General features: G+C 61.4%; 22 protein-coding genes. 9 read left to right on the plus strand and 13 right to left on the minus strand.

Annotation, left to right across the window (positions count from 1 at the left end; all coding sequences use genetic code 11):
• Positions 1 to 31: 31 nt before the first annotated feature.
• From AC1D06_RS26225 to AC1D06_RS26235, 3 genes are all read right to left on the minus strand, one after another.
• The gene (locus AC1D06_RS26225; RefSeq protein WP_477988716.1) at positions 32 to 223 is read right to left on the minus strand and encodes a hypothetical protein; all 192 of its coding nucleotides are present in this window, start codon (positions 221 to 223) and stop codon (positions 32 to 34) included.
• Between the two features lie 159 nt (positions 224 to 382).
• The gene (locus AC1D06_RS26230) at positions 383 to 1,231 is read right to left on the minus strand and encodes an amidohydrolase family protein (RefSeq protein WP_477882651.1); all 849 of its coding nucleotides are present in this window, start codon (positions 1,229 to 1,231) and stop codon (positions 383 to 385) included.
• A gap of 131 nt (positions 1,232 to 1,362) precedes the next feature.
• Positions 1,363 to 2,130 (minus strand): IclR family transcriptional regulator, encoded by a 768-nt coding sequence (locus tag AC1D06_RS26235; RefSeq protein ID WP_477882652.1) that lies wholly within the window; start codon positions 2,128 to 2,130, stop codon positions 1,363 to 1,365.
• A 220-nt stretch (positions 2,131 to 2,350) separates the two neighbouring features.
• Here AC1D06_RS26235 and AC1D06_RS26240 point away from each other — a divergent pair, with 220 nt between their 5' ends.
• From AC1D06_RS26240 to AC1D06_RS26275, 8 genes are all read left to right on the plus strand, one after another.
• Positions 2,351 to 3,460, plus strand: coding sequence for a mandelate racemase/muconate lactonizing enzyme family protein (locus AC1D06_RS26240; protein ID WP_477988718.1), 1,110 nt, complete (start codon positions 2,351 to 2,353; stop codon positions 3,458 to 3,460).
• 10 nt (positions 3,461 to 3,470) lie between these two features.
• Positions 3,471 to 3,800, plus strand: coding sequence for an L-rhamnose mutarotase (locus AC1D06_RS26245; protein ID WP_477988719.1), 330 nt, complete (start codon positions 3,471 to 3,473; stop codon positions 3,798 to 3,800).
• 357 nt (positions 3,801 to 4,157) lie between these two features.
• Complete coding sequence (locus AC1D06_RS26250; protein ID WP_477988721.1) at positions 4,158 to 5,225, plus strand: Gfo/Idh/MocA family protein; 1,068 nt, start codon at positions 4,158 to 4,160, stop codon at positions 5,223 to 5,225.
• A complete protein-coding gene (locus AC1D06_RS26255) occupies positions 5,222 to 5,677 on the plus strand; it encodes a MaoC/PaaZ C-terminal domain-containing protein (RefSeq protein ID WP_477988723.1) in 456 nt (151 codons plus the stop codon). The genes AC1D06_RS26250 and AC1D06_RS26255 overlap by 4 nt, the downstream gene beginning before the upstream one ends.
• Before the next feature lie 33 nt (positions 5,678 to 5,710).
• Entirely contained in the window at positions 5,711 to 6,445 is a 735-nt protein-coding gene (locus AC1D06_RS26260; protein WP_477988724.1) for an SDR family oxidoreductase, read from the plus strand.
• A gap of 48 nt (positions 6,446 to 6,493) precedes the next feature.
• Positions 6,494 to 7,339: a fumarylacetoacetate hydrolase family protein gene (locus AC1D06_RS26265; RefSeq protein WP_477988725.1), complete on the plus strand. Its 846-nt coding sequence runs from the start codon at positions 6,494 to 6,496 to the stop codon at positions 7,337 to 7,339.
• Between the two features lie 20 nt (positions 7,340 to 7,359).
• Positions 7,360 to 8,637, plus strand: coding sequence for an L-fuconate dehydratase (locus AC1D06_RS26270; RefSeq protein ID WP_477988726.1), 1,278 nt, complete (start codon positions 7,360 to 7,362; stop codon positions 8,635 to 8,637).
• Positions 8,638 to 8,921: 284 nt separating this feature from the next.
• Positions 8,922 to 10,034: a calcium:cation antiporter gene (locus tag AC1D06_RS26275; protein WP_477988727.1), complete on the plus strand. Its 1,113-nt coding sequence runs from the start codon at positions 8,922 to 8,924 to the stop codon at positions 10,032 to 10,034.
• 52 nt (positions 10,035 to 10,086) lie between these two features.
• Here AC1D06_RS26275 and AC1D06_RS26280 read toward each other — a convergent pair whose 3' ends face one another.
• Positions 10,087 to 10,947 carry a PhzF family phenazine biosynthesis protein gene (locus AC1D06_RS26280; protein WP_477988728.1) on the minus strand — a complete coding sequence of 287 codons (861 nt, stop codon included), beginning with the start codon at positions 10,945 to 10,947 and terminating at the stop codon, positions 10,087 to 10,089.
• A gap of 207 nt (positions 10,948 to 11,154) precedes the next feature.
• Between AC1D06_RS26280 and AC1D06_RS26285 the strand changes: the two genes are divergently transcribed.
• Positions 11,155 to 12,867 carry a sensor domain-containing diguanylate cyclase gene (locus AC1D06_RS26285; RefSeq protein ID WP_477988729.1) on the plus strand — a complete coding sequence of 571 codons (1,713 nt, stop codon included), beginning with the start codon at positions 11,155 to 11,157 and terminating at the stop codon, positions 12,865 to 12,867.
• A 109-nt stretch (positions 12,868 to 12,976) separates the two neighbouring features.
• Here the strand turns inward: AC1D06_RS26285 and AC1D06_RS26290 are convergent, their stop codons facing one another.
• The 9 genes from AC1D06_RS26290 to AC1D06_RS26330 form a co-directional block, all read right to left on the minus strand.
• Positions 12,977 to 14,701: an ABC transporter substrate-binding protein gene (locus AC1D06_RS26290; protein ID WP_477882668.1), complete on the minus strand. Its 1,725-nt coding sequence runs from the start codon at positions 14,699 to 14,701 to the stop codon at positions 12,977 to 12,979.
• 75 nt (positions 14,702 to 14,776) lie between these two features.
• Complete coding sequence (locus AC1D06_RS26295) at positions 14,777 to 15,184, minus strand: DUF2160 domain-containing protein (RefSeq protein ID WP_477988730.1); 408 nt, start codon at positions 15,182 to 15,184, stop codon at positions 14,777 to 14,779.
• Positions 15,181 to 15,504, minus strand: coding sequence for a hypothetical protein (locus AC1D06_RS26300; RefSeq protein WP_477988731.1), 324 nt, complete (start codon positions 15,502 to 15,504; stop codon positions 15,181 to 15,183). Before AC1D06_RS26300 ends, AC1D06_RS26295 begins: the two co-directional genes overlap by 4 nt.
• On the minus strand, positions 15,504 to 16,388 hold the full coding sequence (locus AC1D06_RS26305) for a carbohydrate ABC transporter permease (RefSeq protein ID WP_477988732.1): 885 nt from the start codon (positions 16,386 to 16,388) through the stop codon (positions 15,504 to 15,506). Before AC1D06_RS26305 ends, AC1D06_RS26300 begins: the two co-directional genes overlap by 1 nt.
• Position 16,389: 1 nt before the next feature.
• The gene (locus tag AC1D06_RS26310) at positions 16,390 to 17,256 is read right to left on the minus strand and encodes a carbohydrate ABC transporter permease (protein ID WP_477882834.1); all 867 of its coding nucleotides are present in this window, start codon (positions 17,254 to 17,256) and stop codon (positions 16,390 to 16,392) included.
• Positions 17,257 to 17,258: 2 nt separating this feature from the next.
• Positions 17,259 to 18,338 (minus strand): ABC transporter ATP-binding protein, encoded by a 1,080-nt coding sequence (locus tag AC1D06_RS26315; RefSeq protein ID WP_477882836.1) that lies wholly within the window; start codon positions 18,336 to 18,338, stop codon positions 17,259 to 17,261.
• 10 nt (positions 18,339 to 18,348) lie between these two features.
• Positions 18,349 to 19,431: an ABC transporter ATP-binding protein gene (locus AC1D06_RS26320; RefSeq protein ID WP_477988733.1), complete on the minus strand. Its 1,083-nt coding sequence runs from the start codon at positions 19,429 to 19,431 to the stop codon at positions 18,349 to 18,351.
• Between the two features lie 47 nt (positions 19,432 to 19,478).
• Positions 19,479 to 21,023: a glycerol-3-phosphate dehydrogenase gene (gene glpD, locus AC1D06_RS26325; protein ID WP_477988734.1), complete on the minus strand. Its 1,545-nt coding sequence runs from the start codon at positions 21,021 to 21,023 to the stop codon at positions 19,479 to 19,481.
• Between the two features lie 135 nt (positions 21,024 to 21,158).
• Complete coding sequence (locus AC1D06_RS26330) at positions 21,159 to 21,935, minus strand: DeoR/GlpR family DNA-binding transcription regulator (RefSeq protein ID WP_477988735.1); 777 nt, start codon at positions 21,933 to 21,935, stop codon at positions 21,159 to 21,161.
• Between the last annotated feature and the right edge of the window lie 155 nt (positions 21,936 to 22,090).

Genomic DNA, 22,090 nt, shown 5'->3' on the forward strand with positions numbered 1-22,090 from the left:
CCAACGTAGCGTTTTATTTCTGCGTCGCGCCTTACGCTGCCGGGCGTGCCGCGTGGGCTTCCATCAGCGATGCGGYAATCACCTGCATCAGCTGGTAGCTGTTGGCCCGTGTGTTCTTCTTGTCCAGATTTTGTGCCGCGACGGCCAGGTGATAGCCTTCTTTGGACACGATCTCATAGGCCCGGGTCAATGCCCAGGCTTCAAATTCCTGCCGCTCTTCCATGTCAGCCCCGAAACTAAATCATTTAGTCCGCCTGCGAATCACTCGCACATTCGAAATTACGACATTTCTTAAATATTGAAAGACGATACAAAGCCGGCCGCCAAACTATTGGGCGGCAGCCTGTTCAGAGTTGATGAAGATCAAGCTGGAAGGCCGTTTTCAGGCCTTGACGTCGAGATTCCAGATCCGGATCGCATTGCCGGAGAGCAATTTCGCCTTCTCTTCGCGGCTCACGCCTTCGAGCAGGGCATGCGTGGCGCCGACCCAGGTCGACAATGTACCGGCCAAAGTGCAGACCGGCCAGTCGCTACCCCAGACCATCCGATCGAAGCCGAAGCACGAAATTGTGTGTTCAGCATAGGGGCTGATATCGGCGAGCGTCCAATTGTCAGTGTCGGTATAGGCGACGATGCCGGAGAGCTTGCCGGCGACATTCGGGCGTTTGGCGATCTCGGCGAGGTTCTTTGCCCAGGCATCATAGCCGTGACCCTTGATGCTGGGTACGCCGCAATGGTCGAGGATGAACTGGACGTCGGGAGCAAGGTCGACGAACTCTTGCACGATCGGCAGCTGATGCGGCAGGGCAACGATGTCGAAGGTCAGCCCGGTCCCGGAAAGCCGCTTGATGTTGTCGCGAAATACAGGAGATTCCGACAGGTTATCGGGCATTTCGTGCAATATGCGGCGAAAGCCCCTGACGATGTTCTTATTGCGGACGCGTTCCAGATAGTCGGCAAAGCCCTCGTGTTCCGGGCGGCATGAGGCGATGGCACCGATCACAAGGCTGCTGGGGCGGGCAGCGATCTCCGTGACGTAATCAGTCTCGGCTTCGATGTCGCTTTCGGCGACGTCGACCTCCATGTGCAGGCTGGCCGCAATGCCGAGGCGCCTGGCCTCGACGGCATAGTCGTCATAGGAAAAGCTGCGGTTCAACGGGCCGGCACCTGCAAGCCATGGATAGCTGAGCGCCGCCTGGTCGACGATGTGCAGATGGGTGTCGATAATCACGCGCGTTCCTCCTGAACTGAATGCGCCACTCTGGCATGGCGACTGTGTCTATTCAAATAAAAATCTATTATTCAAATAGGAATATAGTTTCTCCCTGGAGCATTCCGATAACCGCTCCCGCGTTCAGGGCGCTAGCCGATGGAATTGGACAGTTGCTGCGCCGTCTTGGTCAAAAGCTCGATCGTCTGCGAAATATCCGGTGCATTCGGCATGTTTATGATGGTGATATAAGGGATGGTCAGCGCTGCGATCGCCTTGCCGTCGGGGCTGAGGATCGGGGCGGAAATGTTGACCACGCCGGCGGTCTGCAGGCTCGGCATCATCTCGTAACCGCGCTCGCGGATCTGGTCGAGCCGGCCGAGGAATTCCGGCGTCAATGCGCTGACATCCTCGCCCTTGGCCTCATATTCGCGGATCATCATGCCGCGCTCTTCCGGCGTATGGAAGGCGAGCAGGACATGACCCGAGCCGGTATTGTAGAGCGAGATATGCGAGCCGACGCGGATGGAAATGCCCCAATAGCCCGGCGCTTCCTGCTGCGCGATGACCACGGCCGAGCCGCGATCAAAGACGACGAGCTGATTGGCCTGCCGGCTCTGTTCGGCGAGGTCGCGCATCAGCGGCGTGGCATAGGAAGCGAGGCGGCGCACCGGCGCATGCAGTTGCGCCAGGCCGAACAATTTCAAGGTCAGCGAATAACGGTCGCCGTCGACCTTGGTGACATAGCCGCGTTTCACCAGGCGGTCGAGCATGCGGTAGAATTCATTAGCGTTGCGGCCCATGCGTTTGGCGATTTCTGCCTGGGTCAGGCCGCCATCGATGCCGGCCAGGAGTTCGAGGATGTCGAGGCCCTTGTCGAGCGCCGGCGCCCGGTAGCGGTCGTTGTCTTCGTCGTCCAAAGGGGCGCCCTCATGAATAATGAAATTCATATGCGAGAGGGTTCTAAATCAAACGAATGGTCTTGACAATAGCTGAATAATTTATTCATAAGTAAATCGCGCTCGGGTGGCCATTGCCGCCGCGATCGGCGTTGAGCCCGGCGTCAAAGGACATGACACCTTTGACCCAGTTTCGCATCCTTTTGGTGCGGCAATCACGAGGCATTTGGGAGGAACCGCGATGGCACGGATTGAAAAAGTCGAGCTGCGCATGGTTGACCTCGTGCCCAAGGTCAAGCGCACCGACGCTATTCAGAGTTTTGTCAGCCAGGAGACGCCGATCGTTACCATCACCGACAGCGATGGCGCGGTCGGCACCGGCTATTCCTACACGATCGGCACTGGCGGCTCTTCCGTCATGCGGCTGCTCAACGACCATCTCGGTCCGAGGCTGATCGGCCAGGATGCCGACCAGATCGAGAGCATCTGGCACGATCTCGAATTCTTCACCCATGCCACGACCATCGGCGCGATCACCGCGATCGCGCTCGCGGCCATAGACACCGCGCTCTGGGATCTCAGGGCAAAGAAATTCGGCCTGCCGCTGTGGAAGCTCGCCGGCGGTGCCAGGGATCGCTGCCCGCTCTATACGACCGAAGGCGGCTGGCTGCATATCGAGCCGCAGGCGCTGGTGGATGACGCGCTCGCGGCCAAGGCCCAGGGCTTCACCGGCTCGAAGGTCAAGATCGGCAAGCCGCATGGTTCCGAGGATTTTGCCCGGCTCGAAGCGGTGCGCAAGGCGGTCGGCGACGGCTATGAGATCATGACCGACGCCAACCAGGGTTTTCGGCTCGACGAGGCGATCCGCCGTTCCGAGCGGCTGCGCGACATCGACCTTGCCTGGATCGAGGAGCCGTTGGCGGCTGACGATATCGACGGCCATGTGCGGCTTTCTCAGAGTACGTCGACGCCGATCGCCATCGGCGAATCGCTCTATTCGATCCGGCATTTCCGCGAATATATGCAGAAGGGCGGCTGCTCGATCGTGCAGGTCGATGTCGGCCGCATCGGTGGCATCACGCCCTGGCTGAAGGTCGCGCATGCGGCGGAAGCCTTCGACATTCCGGTCTGCCCGCATTTCCTGATGGAACTGCATGTCAGCCTGACCTGTGCCGTGCCGAATGGCAAATATGTCGAATACATCCCGCAGCTCGACGAGATCACCGGCAAGCATATGGTGATCGAGAATGGTTACGCGCTGGCGCCATCAGAACCGGGCATCGGTATCGACTGGGATTGGGACGAGGTGAAGCGCCGCTCAGTCGCCGAATTTTCACACGTGATCGGCTGAGGAGAACAAGATGCAGCGGATGGGATTTATTCTGGGCCTGAAGCCGGAAAAGGTCGTCGAATATCGGGAACTGCATGCGGCGGTGTGGCCGGACGTGCTGAAGATGATCACCGACTGCGGCATTCGCAATTATTCGATCTATCTGAAGGAGCCGGAGAATCTGCTGTTCTCCTATTTTGAATATGTGGGCACGGATTTTGCCGCCGACCAGGCGAAGATGGCGGCTGATCCGGTGACGCAGAAATGGTGGAGTGTGTGCATACCGTGCCAGGAGCCGCTGGCGACCCGGAAGGAAGGCGAGTGGTGGGCTGGGATGGAAGAGGTGTTTCATCTTGATTGAGGTGGATGTGCCCGGCGTTGGCTTCGTTCGGTCTTGTAGATGGGGGATATACCCCTCACCAACTTCGGCCAAGGGTTCGCAAGTGCTCACCCGGCCTCGTTCGTCGCTGCAATCGATCCACTGGATCGATTGCTCCGCTGCGCGGACCGCTCCTCACCCTCTCCCGCAAGGGGCGAGGAAAATTCGCGGCGCCCGCTCGGCCCCAAGCAAGGCCAACAATCGTGGCACCTTACCTCTCCCCTTGCGGGAGAGGATAGCAAGCCCGTGCGAGACGAAGTCGAGTGCCTGGGCGCGCTTGGTGAGGGGTAATGCGACGGTAGAATTCGTGTCTGCCGTCGATGTTTCGGAGGGCACCCAATGACCTTCGACCCACTTTCCCTCGCCCAATCCTGGCCCGCACCCGCCAATCCCCGCCCGATCGTCACCTTCGGCGCCGGCTCCATCGTCGGCGACGCCCATTTCCCCGCTTACAAAAAAGCCGGCTTCCCCATCGCAGGCCTCTATGATCCAGACAAGGCCAAGGCCGCAAGGCTCGCCGCCGACTGGGGAGTCAAAGCCTTCGCCACCCCGGAAGAAGCCGCAGCCACCCCCAACGCGATTTTCGACCTCGCCACGCCACCCAAGGCTCACGCCTCCGTTCTCAAGACCCTGCCTGACGGTGCGGCGGTCCTGATCCAGAAACCCATGGGCAGCGATCTCGCCAGCGCTACCGAAATCCTGAACATTTGCCGTGCCAAACACCTCAAGGCTGCCGTCAATTTCCAGCTCCGTTTCGCACCGATGATGCTGGCGCTCAGGGATGCGATCGCCAAGGGCCTGCTCGGCGAGGTCGTCGATTTCGATGCGCTGCTCGCCGTCGACACGCCCTGGAGCCTCTGGGCCTTCCTCAACGGCCTGCCGCGGATCGAGATCACCATGCATTCGATCCACTATCTCGACCTGATCCGGCAATTGCTCGGCAATCCCCAGGGCGTGCATGCCAAGACGATCGGCCATCCGAGCCATGACATGGCGCAGACGCGCACCAGTGCGATCCTCGACTATGGCGATAAAGTGCGCTGTGCGCTTTCGATCAATCACGACCACAAATTCGGCCGGCGGCACCAGGCCTGCGAGTTTCGCATTTCCGGCACCGAAGGGGCGGCCTATCTGCAGCTCGGCCTCAATCTCAACTATCCCAAGGGCGAGCCGGACATTCTGGAAATCTGTCCCAAAGGCGACGATGGCTGGGTGACGGTACCGCTTCAGGGCGCCTGGTTCCCGGATGCGTTTGTCGGGCGGATGGCCAACCTGCAGCGCTTTGCTTCCGGCGAGGATGCGGAGCTCGTCAGTTCCGTCGAGGATGCCTGGAACACGATGGCGCTGGTCGAGGCCGCCTATCAATCCTCTGCCCAGCCGGCGACGCCGCTGGCGAGGAGGCCGTGATGGAACAGGCTGTTTATTTCGAGGACTACGAACTCGGCCATGTGCGCATGACCACCGGCCGGACGATCACCGAGACGGATTTTGTCGTCCATGCCGGCCATACCGGCGACTTCTTCCCGCATCACATGGATGCCGAATTCGCCAAGACCACGCCGTTCGGCCAGCGCATTGCGCATGGCACGATGATCTTTTCGATCGGCGTCGGGCTGACGGCGACCTTGATCAATCCGGTCGCCTTTTCCTATGGCTATGACCGGCTGCGCTTCATCCGGCCGGTATTCATCGGCGATACGATCCGCACCCGCGTGACGATCGCCGCCAAGGAGGACGATCCGAAGCGGAAGGAGGTCGGCCGCGTCGTCGAGCGCTGCGAAGTGCTCAACCAGCGCGACGAGGTCGTGCTCGCCGCCGACCATATTCTCATTGCCGAAAGGCGCGTCAGAAGCGTCTGACCGGCTCGGCCAGACCATTGGAAGGACAAGACGATGGAACATGCAATCAAGGGCAAGTCGGTGCTGGTCACCGCCGCCGCGCAGGGGATCGGCAATGCGATCGCCACGCTTTTCGCCAAGGCCGGCGCCAAGGTGCTGGCGACCGATATCAACGAGACCCTGCTGAAGGAGATCGACGGCAAGGACGGCATCGGCACGCTGACGCTCAACGTGCTTGATGACGCCGCCGTCAAGGCCGCGGTGGCCGAGCATGGTCCGTTCGACGTGCTGGTCAATTCGGCCGGCGTCGTTCACAACGGCTCGATCATGGACATGCCGGACAAGGATCTAGAATTCGCCTTCGACCTGAACGTCAAGTCGATGATCCGCACGATCCGCGCCGTGCTGCCTGGAATGCTGGAAAAAGGCGATGGCGCCATCGTCAACATCGCCTCGGTGGCGTCGTCGATCAAGGGCGTGCCGAACCGCTTTGCCTATGGCGTCACCAAGGCCGCTGTGTTGGGCCTGACCAAGTCGGTCGCTGCCGACTATGTCGCCAAGGGCATCCGCATCAACGCCATTTGCCCTGGCACGGTGGAAAGCCCGTCGCTGCAGGACCGCCTGCGCGCCCAGGGTGATTACGATGCCGCCCGCACCGCCTTCATCGCCCGCCAGCCGATCGGCCGGATCGGCACGCCGGACGAAATCGCCGACTTTGCGCTCTATCTCGCCACCGCGACCTATACCACCGGACAATGCTATGCCATCGATGGTGGCTGGACTATTTGACGTCCGCCATCCCGAACCGAACGACAAGACGAAGCTAGGAAAACACCCATGAAACTGATGCGCGTTGGCGCGCCGGGCGCCGAAAAGCCCGCAATCCTCGACGTGGATGGCACGATCCGCGATCTCTCCGCCCATGTCGCCGATATCGGCGGTGATGCGATCGGCCCGGAAGGGCTGGCGAAGATCGCCGTGATCGACACGACCACGCTGCCGGTCGTCCCGGCCCATACGCGTATTGGCCCCTGCGTTGCCGGTACCGGCAAGTTCATCTGCATCGGGCTCAACTATTCCGACCACGCCGCCGAAACCGGCGCCACCGTGCCGCCGGAGCCGATCATCTTCATGAAGGCCACCTCGGCGATCGTCGGCCCGAACGATGACGTGCTGATCCCGCGCGGCTCTGAGAAGACCGACTGGGAAGTCGAGCTCGCGGTGATCATCGGCAAGACGGCAAAATATGTTTCCGAAGACGAGGCGCTGGGCTATGTCGCCGGCTACGCCGTCTCCGACGACGTCTCCGAACGCGCCTTCCAGACCGAGCGTCAGGGACAGTGGACCAAGGGCAAATCCTGCGACACGTTCGGCCCGATTGGCCCCTGGCTGGTCACCAAGGACGAGATTCCCAATGTGCAGGACCTGAAAATGTGGCTGACCGTCAATGGGGCGAAGATGCAGGACGGCTCGTCCAACACCATGGTCTATGGCGTGAAATATCTCGTCTCCTATCTCAGCCAGTTCATGAGCCTGCATCCCGGCGACGTCATCTCCACCGGCACGCCCCCCGGCGTCGGCATGGGCCAGAAACCGCCGCGTTATCTCAGGGATGGCGATGTGGTCGAGCTCGGCATTGAAGGGCTGGGGACGCAGAAGCAGACGTTCAAGCAAGACGCCTAAAGAAAATCGGTGAGGCCATTTTGACCAAGATAACCAGTCTCAAGACGCTCGATATCCGCTTTCCCACGTCCAAGAGCCTCGACGGCTCGGATGCGATGAATCCGGATCCGGACTATTCCGCGGCCTATGTCATCCTCGGGACCGACGGAGACGGGCTCGAAGGCCATGGCCTCACCTTCACCATCGGCCGCGGCAACGAGATCTGCTGCGCCGCGATCGAGGCGATGACGCATCTGGTTGTTGGCCTCGACCTCGACTGGATCCGCGAAAACCCGGCCCGTTTCTGGCGGCATGTGACGGCCGACAGCCAGTTGCGCTGGATCGGACCGGACAAGGGCGCCATCCATCTCGCCACCGGTGCGGTAGTCAATGCCGTCTGGGACCTGCTCGCCAAGCAAAGCGGCAAGCCCGTCTGGCGGCTGGTGGCCGAGATGAGCCCGGAGGAGATCGTCGATATCGTCGATTTCCGTTATCTGACCGATGCCATCACCCGCGACGAAGCGCTGGCGATCCTGAAGAAGGCAGAGCCCGGCAAGGCTGCGCGTATCGCCCGGCTCGAAGACAAGGGCTATCCCTGCTATACGACCTCGGCCGGCTGGCTCGGCTATGACGACGCCAAACTGCGCCGCCTCTGCCAGGAGGCGATCGATGCCGGCTTCAACCATATCAAGATGAAGGTCGGTCGCGACCTCGAAGACGACATTCGCCGGTTGACGATTGCCCGCGAGGTGATCGGCCCCGACCGCTACCTGATGATCGACGCTAATCAGGTCTGGGAAGTCGACCAGGCGATCGACTGGGTGAAGAGGCTGCAATTCTGCAAGCCCTTCTTCATCGAGGAGCCGACCAGCCCGGACGATGTCTTCGGCCACAAGGCGATCCGCGAGGGTGTTTCGCCGGTCAAGGTCGCGACTGGCGAAATGTGCCAGAACCGCATCCTGTTCAAGCAGATGATCGCCCAGGGCGCGATCGACATCGTCCAGATCGACGCCTGCCGCATGGGTGGCCTCAACGAAGTGCTGGCGGTGCTGCTGATGGCGGCGAAATTCGGCCTGCCGGTCTGGCCGCATGCCGGCGGTGTCGGGCTCTGCGAATATGTGCAGCATCTGTCGATGATCGACTATGTCGCGGTGTCGGGCGAGATCGAGGGCCGGGTGATCGAATTTGTCGACCATCTGCATGAGCATTTCTTTGATCCTTGCGTGATCAAGGATGCGGCCTATATGCCGCCGAAGATGGCGGGGTTCTCGATTGAGATGAAGCCGGAATCGCGGGAGCAGTATTTGTTTCGGGGGTGATTTTCAGGCAGTGCCGGGCCCCTCATCTGCCTGCCGGCATCTTCTCCCCGTAGTGACGGGGAGAAGGGATTTGCGGCGCCGTCCCCATCCTTCTCAAACGTCTACCGAATGCCTTCCGGCGCGGCAAACTCGGAGCAGATTCCCTCTCCCCGTTTCAACGGGGAAAGGGTTAGGATGAAGGGCAAACGCTGTCGCTCGCGATAGATTTAGCCCGCGCCGGTTGACGACCCGGCCAGCTTCGTGCGCTTTTACGGCCCACGGAACTCGAATCGGAAGATTGCAGCTTGGCCGAAAACCATCACGCCTCCATTCCGACCTGGACCTGGGTTGCGCCTGCGCTCGGCGGCGTCCTACTTGCCGTCAAATACCTGCATTTCGTCGCCGAGGACGCGGTTCTGGTGCTCGCCTCGGCCGCCGTGCTCCTCCTGGCCGCGGTCTTCGCCGCCGTACATCACGCCGAAGTCCTGGCGCTCAAGCTTGGCGAACCGTTCGGCTCGATCCTGCTTGCGGTGGCGGTTACGGTCATTGAAGTTGCGCTGATTGTCTCGATCATGGTGTCCGGCGCCGAGGGCAGCGATATCGTGGCGCGCGATACCGTGTTTGCCGCGGCGATGCTGGTGCTCAATGGCGTCATCGGCCTTTGCCTGGTCATGGGTGGCAGGCGGCATTTCGAGCAGCGGTTCCAGCTTCAGGGCGCCACGTCGGCGCTTGCCGTGCTTGGCACGCTCGCGACACTGACGCTGATCCTGCCGAATTTTACCCTGACGGCTGCGGGACCATCCTATTCGCATGTGCAGGTGATCGTCGTCGGCGCTGCATCGCTGGCGCTGTGGTGCGGCTTCGTCTTCGTTCAGACCGTCCGGCACCGTGACTATTTCCTCGACCTGCCGCCGGAGGCGGATGTTTCCACGCCGGCGGAGGTGCATATCGACAAGCCGCCGAATGGCGTGGCGCTCATCTCGCTCGGCCTGCTGCTGCTCTCGCTTGTCGTCGTTGTCCTGCTGGCCAAGACGCTTTCCTATCCGCTCGATCGCGGCATTGCCGCGGCCGGATTGCCGAAAGCCTTTGTCGGCGTGGTGATTGCCGCGATCGTGTTGCTGCCCGAGGGGATAGCCGCGGCAAAATCGGCGATCCGCAACCAGCTGCAAAACAGCATCAACCTGGCGCTCGGTTCGGCGATCGCCAGTATCGGCCTGACCATTCCTGCCGTGGCGGTGGTGTCGCTCGTCCTCGGCAAGGACCTGGTGTTGGGGATTTCCAGCGCCAACATGACGCTTTTGGCCCTGACACTGTTCGTCAGCACGCTGACGCTCGGTACAGGCCGGACGACCGTGCTGCAGGGGCAGATTCATCTGGTGATTTTCGTGGTTTTTCTGCTGGTGTCGGCCGTTCCGTGATGGGCAAGGCGAATTCCGAGAGGGGTTAGGTGAGGGGGCCAATGACCAGCCCTTAAATCTCCGCCTCGCCCTCGAGATAAAATACGCAAGCGCCTTCGAGCTCTACCCGGTCGCCGTCCAGCCGGCAGATGACTTCTCCGCCGCGTTTCGAAGCCTGATAGCCGCGGAATGTCGTCTTGGCCAATGGGCCGGTCCAGTAGGGTGCCAGCATGCAATGCGCCGCGCCGGTTACCGGATCTTCGGGAATGCCTTTGGCCGGGGCAAAATAGCGGCTGACGAAATCATAGCCTTCCTCGCCCGGTGCGGTGACGATCACGCCCGGACGGTCGGTGGCGGCGATTGCGGCCATGTCAGGTGCCAGCGCGCGAACGGTCGCGGCACTGTCGAGGATGGCCATGTAGTTGAAGACATTCGAATAGACTTCGCGCGGGGTGACACCGAGCGCCTCGGCCAGGCCAGGCGGACAGGGGACCTGTTCCGATGGCCGGGCGGGGAAATTCATCCTGTAGCGGCCGTTTTGTCGCCGAACGGGCAGTGGGCCGCTGACCGTCTCGAAGGTCACGTCATCACGGCCCGGCTGCAGCCGTTCCATGACCACGGCGGCGCTGGCGAGCGTCGCGTGGCCGCAGAGCGGCACTTCAACGAGCGGCGTGAACCAGCGCAGTCGATAGTGCTCGCCTTCGGAAACGAGAAAGGCGGTCTCGGCGAGATTGTTCTCGGCGGCGACCGCCTGCATCAGCCGATCCTGCAGAAATTCCGGCAGCAACATGACGGCTGCGGGATTGCCGGCAAACCGTTTCGTTGTGAAGGCGTCGAGCTGAAAGATTTTCACCCGCATCTGTGTCCCCTCCCGGATGCGGCGTATCAGACCGCGGTCGATTTCCGCCGTGACATCTGCGTCGCTTGCCGACACGTGTCAATCCGGGCCGATTCCTTCGGTGGTTCCCAAAAGGGCCTTCGATACCGTGCGGCAATAGCCCGCATTCGTCCCATCCTAATCATTTTACTCAAATTCGGCCGGATTTTTTGCCGCAGCGTTAGCATGCTCGAATGTAAGGAAGATCGTTCATATTCTGTTGCCATCAAGGTGAGACGACAAATGATGGAGTATGAAGGGCGCATGGCTGCGTGGTTTCAGGTTCTCGCCGACCGGATGACGATCCGGGTACAGACAGCCTTGATGACAGCGGTGCTCTGCGCGGGCGCGGTCATTCTTGCGAGCGGTGGCGCGGGTGCGATTGCACGATACTACTTGATTGCCGAGGCAAAGCACGATCTGCAGGGCTTGGCGCGGTCGATGTCGGATCGGCTCGGCATGCGCATGCACGAGCGCTACCGTGAAATCACCAATCTCGCGCAATTGCCGCCGCTCAGGCGTATCTGGACCGGCAATGCCTCCGAAATTCGTGAGACGCTTGAGCAGGTGCAGTCGAGCTTGCCGGCCTATACCTGGCTTGGCTTTGCCGGCACGGACGGCAAGGTGATCGCGGCGACCAAAGGCATGCTGGAAGGCCAGTCGGTGTCGGGGCGGCCGTGGTTTCTGGCAGGACTGAAATCGGCAGCGGTCGAGGATGTGCATGACGCCAAACTCCTCGACAAGATCTTGCGCAAGAACCCGTCCGATCCACCCCTCCGCTTCGTCGACATCGCCGTGCCCGTGCGGTCGAAGGAAGGCAAGCTCGTCGGTGTGCTGGGCGCGCATTTGAGCTGGGCCTGGGCCAACGATCTGCGCGACAAGGTGCTCGACAATCGCTCGCATGACGCTCTTGATCTGATGATCATCGGCAAGGACGACAAGATCCTGCTGGCGCCGCGCAATTCGTCGCATGTGCCGCAGGTCGTGCGCGATCCGCAGACGGGCTGGAAAGTCCAGGACGACGAGAGCAGCAAGCCCATGCTGACCGTCTTTTCCGAAACGCATGCCGTCGGCGACTATCCGGGACTTGGATGGACGGTGGCCGCGCGCCTGCCGATGTCGGTGGTCGAATATCCCGCCCATGTCGCCAACCGGCTTATCCTCGGCTTCGGCATGTTCCTGGCCGTTGCGGTGTTGGTCGTTGCCTGGTTCCTGGCAGGCAGCGTGACGCGACCGCTGAAACAGCTCGCCATCACCATGGACACGATCGGTCGCGACCCGAAGATCACCACCGTCTCGCGCCAGCATGGATCGGTCGAGGTGTTGAACCTGTCGCTGGCGATCCGCTCGTTGCTGCGCCGCGCTGGTCTCGCCGAGACCATGCAACGCGAGCAGGAAGAGGCCAACAAGCAGCTCGACCTCGATATCAAGCGGCTCAGGACGCTGGCCGAAACCGATGGCCTGACCGGCGTGCTCAACCGCCGCGCCTTCCTGCCCTTCGCCGCCAAGGCGCTTGCGATCGACCGCCAGGTGTCGCGTGCGCATGCGGTACTGATGATCGACATCGATCACTTCAAGTCCGTCAACGACACCCATGGCCATCAGACCGGCGACGAGGTGCTGAAGCATGTGGCGCGCACGATCGCCTCGGAAATGCGGGTCACCGACAACCTGGCGCGGTTCGGTGGCGAGGAATTCGTCGTGCTGCTCGACGTCAGCGTGGGCGACGTCGCCGTCGAGATCGCCGACCGCGTTCGCAACGGGCTGGCCAATACGGCGCTGATCACCGTCGGCACGTCGATCCGCGTCACCGCCAGCATCGGCGTGGCGATGACGACGGCGGATGATCGCGACATTGACGATGCGATCGCACGAGCAGACGTGGCGCTCTATGCCGCCAAGGCGGGTGGACGCAATGCCACGGTGCTTTATGGTGATGAGCTGTTGGGTGGGCAGGCGATCCGCCAGTCGGCTTGAGGGTTGGACACCCTCTTCTCCGCCCTTCGGGGAGCGGAGGGAGCAAGCGATACCAACAAAAAAACCGGGGCATCTCTGCCCCGGCTTCAATCAGCGCCACGTATGCGGCTTACTGTTCCTTCCAGCTCTTGACCAGGTCGTCATAGTTGACGGTCTGTGGCTTTTCCTTTTCGTTTTCGATCTTCAGCTGCGGCGCCAGATGGCCGTTCTTGACGGCGTCCGCGTTCCAGTAGTTGAGATCATGCTTTTCGGCGAGCTTCGGACCGATGTCGCCCTGCACGCCGGATTTCTCGATGCGGGCAAGCACCTTTTCCTGTTCGGCGCAGAGCGAGTCCATCGCTTCCTGGGCGGTCTTGGCGCCGGAAGCGGCGTCGCCGATCGCCTGCCACCAAAGCTGGGCGAGCTTCGGATAATCAGGCACGTTGGTGCCTGTCGGCGTCCATTGCACGCGGGCCGGCGAGCGGTAGAACTCGATCAGACCGCCGAGCTTCGGTGCGCGCTCGGTGAAGCTCTTGTCGTGGATGGTGGAATTGCGGATGAAGGTCAGGCCGACCTGGCTCTTCTTCACGTCCACGGTCTTCGACGTCACGAACTGCGCATAGAGCCATGCGGCCTTGGCGCGGTCGGTGGGGGTCGATTTCATCAGCGTCCAGGAGCCGACGTCCTGATAGCCTAGCTTCATGCCGTCCTTCCAGTAGACGCCATGCGGCGAGGGCGCCATGCGCCATTTCGGCGTGCCGTCGGCATTGACCACCGGCAGGCCGTCCTTGACCATGTCGGCGGTGAAGGCGGTGTACCAGAAGATCTGCTGGGCGATATTGCCCTGGGCCGGGACCGGGCCGGATTCAGAGAAGGTCATGCCCTGGGCTTCCGCCGGTGCATAGGCCTTCAGCCAGTCGAGATATTTCTGGATCGAGTAGACCGCCGCCGGGCCGTTGGTGTCGCCACCGCGATCGCTGCAGGAGCCGACCGGACGCGAATGATCGTCGACCTTGAGACCCCATTCGTCGACCGGAAGACCGTTCGGCAGACCCTTGTCGCCGCTGCCGGCCATCGAGAGCCAGGCGTCGGTGAAGCGCCAGCCGAGCGACGGGTCCTTCTTGCCGTAGTCCATATGGCCGTAGACCTTCTTACCGTCGATCTCGCGGCCGGTGAAGAATTCGGCGATGTCCTCATAGGCCGACCAGTTCACCGGCACGCCGAGATCATAGCCATACTTGGCCTTGAAATCGGCCTTGTTCTTCGCGTCGTTGAACCAGTCGTAGCGGAACCAGTAGAGATTGGCGAACTGCTGGTCAGGCAGCTGGTAGAGCTTTTTGTCGGGCGCCGTGGTGAAGGACGTGCCGATAAAATCGTTGACGTCGAGCATCGGATCGGTGACGTCCTTGCCCTCACCAGCCATCCAGTCGGTCAGGTTGCGGACCTGCTGGTAGCGCCAATGGGTGCCGATCAGGTCGGAGTCGTTGACCCAGCCGTCGTAGAGGTTCTGGCCGGTCTGCATCTGCGTCTGGATCTTTTCGACGACGTCTCCTTCCTGGATGACGTCATGCGTGACCTTGATGCCGGTGATAGCATAGAAGGCCGGGGCGAGCACCTGCGACTCATATTGATGCGTGGTCAGGGTTTCCGACACAACCTTGATTTCCATGCCCTTGAAGGGCTTGGCTGCGTCAACGAACCACTGCATTTCCTTTTCCTGGTCAGCGCGCGAGAGCGTTGACAGGGGGCCAATTTCCTTGTCAAGGAATTGTTTGGCTTCGTCCATTCCGGCGAGTGCGCTGCCTGTCATGGCAAGCAGCATCACCGCAGTCGTCGTCAGTAATTGCTTTCGCATAAGATCCTCCCTGGGGTTTTGCGATTGCGATAGGAGCGATCCGGTGGCAGCCGGATCGCTTCATTCCTTCCGACCCTAGACCAGCTTGAAAACGCCGACGGCGTAGACAAGGGACAGGGCAAGAGCCCACCACAGATTGGGTCCGACAAGACCCAACCATGCGAGATGAATAAAACCGGAGCCGAGCAGCGAGATGAACAGGCGATCCCCCCGCGTCGTCTCGAACCTCAAGAGCCCGACGCGCGGATTGCCGCCGGGCGAGGCATATTCCCAGATCGCCATGCAGGAGAGCATAAGCGCGACGACCAGGAAGARCAGCGCGGTCGGCAGCGTCCAAGCCATCCAGCCGCCAGTGGCAAGCGGCGCGAACCAGTCCGTGGCGCCATCCTTGACCGGCAGTAGGCGGACCAGCGCCCAGGTGGCGGCGGCAAAGCAGGCGAGCACGATGATGAGCGCGATGCTCCAGTTGGCGGTTTTTCTCATTTGGCTGTCCCCCTGACGAGCCCGCCTTTGAGATCGGCATGGGCAATCAACTGCATGAGTCCGGCGAGATGCTGGGCGGCTTGCCAGACTGCGGGCTCGACATCGCCGCTTGTTGTGAGTTCCTCGCGGCTATCAACCAGATCATCGATGAGATTGGCCCTGACCAGCGGCGGCTCGGTGGAACTGAACATCTCGTCGGAGAAGACCGACCAGTATTGGCGGTGTGGCGGGCGGATATGAGTCACGCCGCGCGCGTCCAGCTCCTCGAACAGCCGTTCGGTCAGTTTATGGATCTCGGCGACGGCGATCGTCTCCGACATCACACCCTCCCCAGGGCAAAGCCCTTGGCGATATAGTTGCGGACGAAATAGATGACCAGGGCGCCGGGGATCAGTGTCAGGACGCCCGCGGCAGCGAGCAGGCCCCAGTCCATGCCCGAGGCCGATACGGTGCGGGTCATGGTGGCGGCGATCGGCTTGGCGTCGGTCGTCGTCAGCGTCCGGGCGATCAGGAGTTCCACCCAGGAGAACATGAAGCAGAAGAAGCAGGCGACGCCGACGCCGGATGCGATCAGCGGCATGAAGATTTTTATGAAGAAGCGCGGGAAGGAATAGCCGTCGATATAGGCGGTTTCGTCGATTTCCTTCGGCACSCCGGACATGAAGCCTTCGAGGATCCAGACCGCCAGTGGAACGTTGAACAGGCAGTGCGCCAGCGCCACGGCGATATGGGTGTCGATCAGGCCGAAGGCGGAATAGAGCTGGAAGAAGGGCAGTGCGAAGACGGCCGGCGGCGCCATGCGGTTGGTGAGCAGCCAGAAGAACAGGTGCTTGTCGCCGAGGAAGCGGTAGCGCGAGAAGGCATAGGCCGCCGGCAGCGCCACCAGGACCGAGATCACCATGTTCATCACCACATAGGTGATGGAGTTGATATAGCCCGAATACCAGGCCGACTGGGTGAAGATCGTATAATAATTGGCGAGCGTCGGCTTATGCGGATAGAGCGTCAGCGAAAAGACGATCTCCTCATTGGTCTTGAAGCTCATATTGACCAGCCAGTAGATCGGCACCAGCAGAATGATGATGTAGATCGTCGGCACCAGCCATGCGAACCGCGATTCGTCCCGGCGAACGGCCGTGCGGCCGGCATTGGTGGCAGCTGCCGCGAGGCCTGTGGTGGTGATGGTTTCGTTGGTCACGGCCATGTCAGCGCTCCGCGTCGTAATTGGTCATCACGGTGTAGAACACCCATGAGAACAAGAGGACGATCAGGAAATAGACCAGCGACATCGCCGCCGCCTGGCCGAGGTTGAATTCGCCCAGCGCCATCTTGACGAGGTCGATGGAGAGGAAGGTGGTCGAATTGCCGGGGCCGCCGCCGGTGACAACGAAGGGCTCGGTATAGATCATGAAACTGTCCATGAAGCGCAACAGGATGGCGATCAGGAGAACACGGTTCATCTTCGGCAATTGGATATAGCGGAACACCGCCCAGCGCGAGGCGCCGTCGATCCGGGCTGCCTGGTAGAAGGCATTGGGGATCGACACGAGTCCGGCATAGGAGAGCAGCACGACGAGGCTCGTCCAGTGCCAGACATCCATGATGATCACCGTCATCCAGGCATCGATCGGGTCGCGGACATAATTGTAGTCCAAGCCGATGGCATTGAGTGCATAACCCAACAGGCCGATGTCACTGCGGCCGAACACCTGCCAGATGGTGCCGACGACATTCCACGGAACCAGCAACGGCAGCGCCATCAAGACGAGGCAGACCGGCACGCCCCAGCCTTTCTTCGGCATGTTGAGCGCGATGAAAATGCCGAGCGGCACTTCGATGGTGAGGATGATGGCCGAAAAGATCAGGTTGCGAGCCATGGACGACCAGAAACGGGGCGAGGCCAGCAGTTCCTGATACCACTCGATACCGTTCCAGAAGAACTGGTTGTTGCCGAGCGTGTCCTGGAAGGAATAGTTGACCACAGTCATCAGCGGCACCACCGCCGAAAAGGCGACGAGCAGCAGCACCGGCAGTACCATGAACCAGGCTTTGTTGTTCCACGTTCTGTCCATGGTCAGGCTCCCATGCCGCTGCGGTCGAGATCGACGCGCCAGGAATTGGCGTAGAGATTGATGCCGGCCGGGTCGAAGCTGAGCTTCGGATCGGCGGGCACCGTGTCGTCCTCGCCGATGATTGCCGCCACGTCATGGCCTTCGAGCTTGGCGCGCACCACCTTGTGGCGGCCGATATCCTCGACCTTACTGACCGTGACAGGCATACCCTCGCGGCCCATGCGCACATATTCCGGCCGGATGCCGAGCTCAGTCGGGGCGCCGGTTTTCGGCGCGCCGGGCAAGGTGATCGCCTGGGAGCCCAGCCGGGCGGTCGCGCCGTCGACCGTAATCGGCAGCAGGTTCATACCTGGCGAACCGATGAAATAGCCGACGAATGTGTGGCTCGGCCGTTCGAACAGGTCGGCGGGCGTGCCGATCTGAACGATCTCGCCGTCATACATGACCACGACCTTGTCGGCGAAGGTCAGCGCCTCGGTCTGGTCATGGGTGACATAGACCATGGTGTAGCCGAATTCGCGATGCAGCAGTTTCAGCTGCGAGCGCAGCTGCCACTTCATATGCGGGTCGATGACCGTCAGCGGCTCGTCGAACAGGATGGCGTTGACGTCGGAGCGGACGAGGCCACGACCAAGCGAGACCTTCTGCTTGAGGTCGGCGGTCAGGCGCCGCGCCTTGCGGTTGGCCATCGGCGCGAGGTCGATGATGTCGAGGATTTCGTTGACCTTCTTCGTCACCTGCGCCTCCGGGATATGCCGGTTGCGCAAGGGGAAGGCAAGATTGTCGAACACAGTCATCGTGTCGTAGACGACCGGGAACTGGAACACCTGGGCGATGTTGCGGTCCTCGGTCCTGAAATTGGTGACGTCACGCTCGCCGAGCAGGATGCGGCCATGCGAGGGGATGAGCAGGCCCGAAATGATGTTGAGCAGCGTGGTCTTGCCGCAGCCGGAGGGGCCGAGCAGCGCATAGGCGCCGCCATCTTCGAAGACGTGGTCGACTTCCTTCAGCGCATAGTCCGAGGGTTTGCTCGGGGTGGCGGTGTAGGCGTGGCGGATATGGTCGAGTTTGATGCGCGCCATGAGCGTTCTCCTATGCCGCCTGCTTCAGCGGGGCGGCGGCGTTCGAGCCGTCGTCGCGGAAGGCCAGCAGATGGCGGGTGTCGAGATAGACGACCATGCTGGTGCCCGGCGCCAGGTCATGTACGCCCTTGGTCAGCATCACCCAGCGGTCGCCGCCATAGGCGAGATGGATGAAGCTTTCGGAGCCTGTGATTTCGGTGACCATCACTGTCGCCTGCAACTGCGCGGTGGCGATGCTTTCCGGCTTTGGCGATAGGTGATGCGGGCGGAAGCCGATGGTCAGCGGGCCGTCGGCAAGCGAGGCCAAGTCGCCAGGCAACGGGATTTCCGCGCCGCCGGAGAGCACGAAGACATTGCCGCGTTTGACGGCATTGATGGTGTTGAGCGGCGGGTCGGAAAAGGTGCGGGCGGTGATCAGGTCGGCGGGCTTGCGGAACACTTCCACCGTTGGTCCGAACTGGGTGATGCGGCCCTGAGACAGCGTCGCGGTATTGCCGCCGAGCAGCAGCGCTTCCGACGGTTCGGTCRTGGCATAGACGAAGATGGCGCCGGTCTCGGCAAAAATCTTCGGCAGTTCGGCGCGCAATTCCTCGCGCAGCTTGTAGTCGAGATTGGCGAGCGGCTCGTCAAGCAGGACGAGATCGGCATTCTTGACGATGGCGCGGGCAAGCGCGGTGCGCTGCTGCTGACCGCCGGAGAGTTCCAGCGGCACGCGCTTGAGATAGGGCGTCAGCCGCAGGAGTTCGGCGGCCTTCATCACCTCACGGTCGATATCGGCGGTGGACTTGCCGGCAACACGCAGCGGCGAGGCGATATTCTCGTAGACCGTCATGGCCGGGTAATTGATGAACTGCTGGTAGACCATCGCCACATTGCGGCCCTGCACCGGCTTGCCGGTGACATCGCGGCCCTCGACCCAGACGGAACCCTGGGTCGGCCGGTCCAAGCCAGCCATCAGCCGCATCAGCGTCGTCTTGCCGGACAATGTCGGCCCGAGCAGGACGTTGAGCGAGCCCTTTTCGAGCGTCAACGTCACGTCGCGGATGTGCATATCCGCGCCGACCTGCTTCGATACATCTCTTAATTCCAGCATACGTCCTCCTCCCAGCGGGATTGCTGTCAATATCTGCCTGCGAAGGCCTAAGTCGTCGCAGCTCCCGCCGTGCCGGTCTGGCGCATCTCGGCGCCCTGCCGTTTACTCATGAAAACACCAAGCGCTTCCACGCCCGCCGCGTCGACCTTCAGCCCGAGCTTGGTCCGACGCCACAACACATCTTCGGGCTCGACCGCCCATTCTGCAACCATAAGATAGCGAACTTCGGCTTCCGTCAAATCGGCGCCGAACAGGGTGCCGAGATCCGCCATTGACGTTGCCTTGCCGAGGATCGCTTCCGCCTTGGTCCCATAGAGGCGAACGAGCCGCTTCGCATGGGCCTCGGCAAGAAAGGGGTATTGCCGGCGGATTTTGGCCAGCAGGCCATCGAAACCGCTTCTGTCGAAATCGCCGCCGGGCAGGGTGGAGCTCGCCGTCCAGGGTTTCCCACGCGCGCCGAGCACGGCCTCGATCTTCTCCAGCATGTGCTCGGCGAGCCGCCGATAGGTGGTGATCTTGCCGCCGAAAATATTGAGCAATTGCGGTTCGCCCGGCGCGCCGTCGGCCTTCAGCACGTAATCGCGCGTCGCCTCCTGCGCCTTGCTGGCACCGTCGTCATAGAGCGGGCGGACGCCGGAATAGGTCCAGACGAGGTCGGCGCGGGTCACTGGTTCCTTGAAATATTCGCTGGCGCCGGCACAGAGATAATCGATCTCGGCGTCGCTGATCTCGACGGCGGCCGGATCGCCTTTGTAGTCCTGGTCGGTGGTGCCGATCAGGGTGAAATCTTCCTCATAGGGAATGGCGAAGAAGATGCGGCCATCATTGTTCTGGAAGAAATAGGCGCGCGGATCGGCGAACTTCTTGCGGATGATGATATGGCTGCCCTGGACGAGGCGGACATTGTGGGCGTTGCTGCCGGCAGCACTCTGCAAGAGCTTGTCGACCCAGGGACCGGCGGCATTGATGAACAGTTTTGCGGAAACCGTCTCTTTGGCGCCGCTCAGCACATCCTCGACCAGGATCGCCCAGACGCCATTTTCGCGCCGCGCCGATACGACCTTGGTGCGGGTGCGGATGACAGCGCCGCGATCGGCGGCGTCGCGGGCGTTGAGCGCCACCAGCCGCGCATCGTTGACCCAGCAGTCGGAATATTCAAAGGCACGGACAAAGCGTTCCTTGAGCGGCCGGCCGGCCGGATCGCGGGTCAGATCGAGCGTGCGGGTCGCCGGCAGCGCCTTGCGGCCGCCGATATGGTCGTAGAGGAACAGGCCAAGCCGGATCAGCCAGCCGGGCCGCATGTCCTTGTGCAGCGGCAGCACGAAGCGCAGCGGCCAGATGATGTGCGGCGCCATGGCCCAGAGCACTTCGCGCTCCATCAGTGATTCACGCACCAGGCGAAATTCATAATGTTCGAGATAGCGCAAGCCGCCATGTATGAGCTTGGTGGCGCGTGACGACGTGCCGGCGGCGAGGTCCTTCATCTCGGCGAGGAAGACCGAATAGCCGCGGCCAACCGCGTCACGAGCGATGCCGCAGCCATTGATGCCGCCACCAGCAATGAAAATGTCGTAAACCGTCCCGGATGCCACTGCGCGTTCCCCCTTCGCAATGCAGCATTTATTGCAATTGCGAACCTGCCAGCATTCAAAACGAAGATAAAACGAATGTCAATCGAAAATTCTGAAACCGAACACGCGCGCAAATCAGGCTGGTTCAAACTGCATTCAAGCGGCCGCCGGATTGGCGGTTTCGATCAACTGGACATTGTTTTCACGACAGATTTTGCGAAGGTTGTCGGGAAAGCAATTGTCCGTGACAAAGGTGTGGACCTGCGAAATATGCGCGATGCGCACTGGTGCCGTGCGTTCGAATTTGGTCGAATCGGCCACCAGGATGACATGCCGTGCATTGGCGATGATCGCCTGCGCCACCTTCACCTCGCGGAAATCGTAGTCGAGCAGCGCGCCGTCGTCATCGATCGCCGAGGCGCCGATCACGGCAAAATCGACCTTGAACTGGCGGATGAAATCCACCGCTGCCTCGCCGACAATGCCGCCATCCGTGCCGCGCACGACACCGCCGGCAATCACCACCTCGAACTGCGGGTAGATACGCAACCTGTTGGCAACATTGATATTATTGGTGATGATCATCAGCCGGCCATGGTCAAGCAGGGCCTGCCCGACAGCCTCTGTCGTGGTGCCGATATTGACGAACAGTGAGGCATTGTCGGGGATCAGTTTGGCTGCAGCGCGGCCGATGCCATCCTTCTCTTGCGCGGCGATCTGCCGGCGCTGCTCATATAGCATGTTCTCGGTGCCGGAGGGAAAGACGGCGCCGCCATGGATGCGGTTCAACAGGCGCTGCTCGCAGAGTTCATTGAGATCCTTGCGGATTGTCTGCGGCGTCACCTCGAAGCGGTTCGCCAATTCCTCCACCAGCACCTTGCCCTGGTTCTTGGCGATTTCGAGAATTTCCTTGTGGCGCGGAGAAAGAAACATGCGCATGCCTCGGACTTAATTTCGTGGCGCAGGATAGAACGAAAAAAACGAAAGTAAAGGGTTTGGGAGGGAGGTGCGGTTTGGGGACGGCGTCTGGGGCGCCCCCTTCTGTCCTGCCGGACATCTCCCCCACAAGGGGGGAGAGTGACCTGGGG

Source organism: Rhizobium sp. P2_G2, from assembly GCF_056403555.1.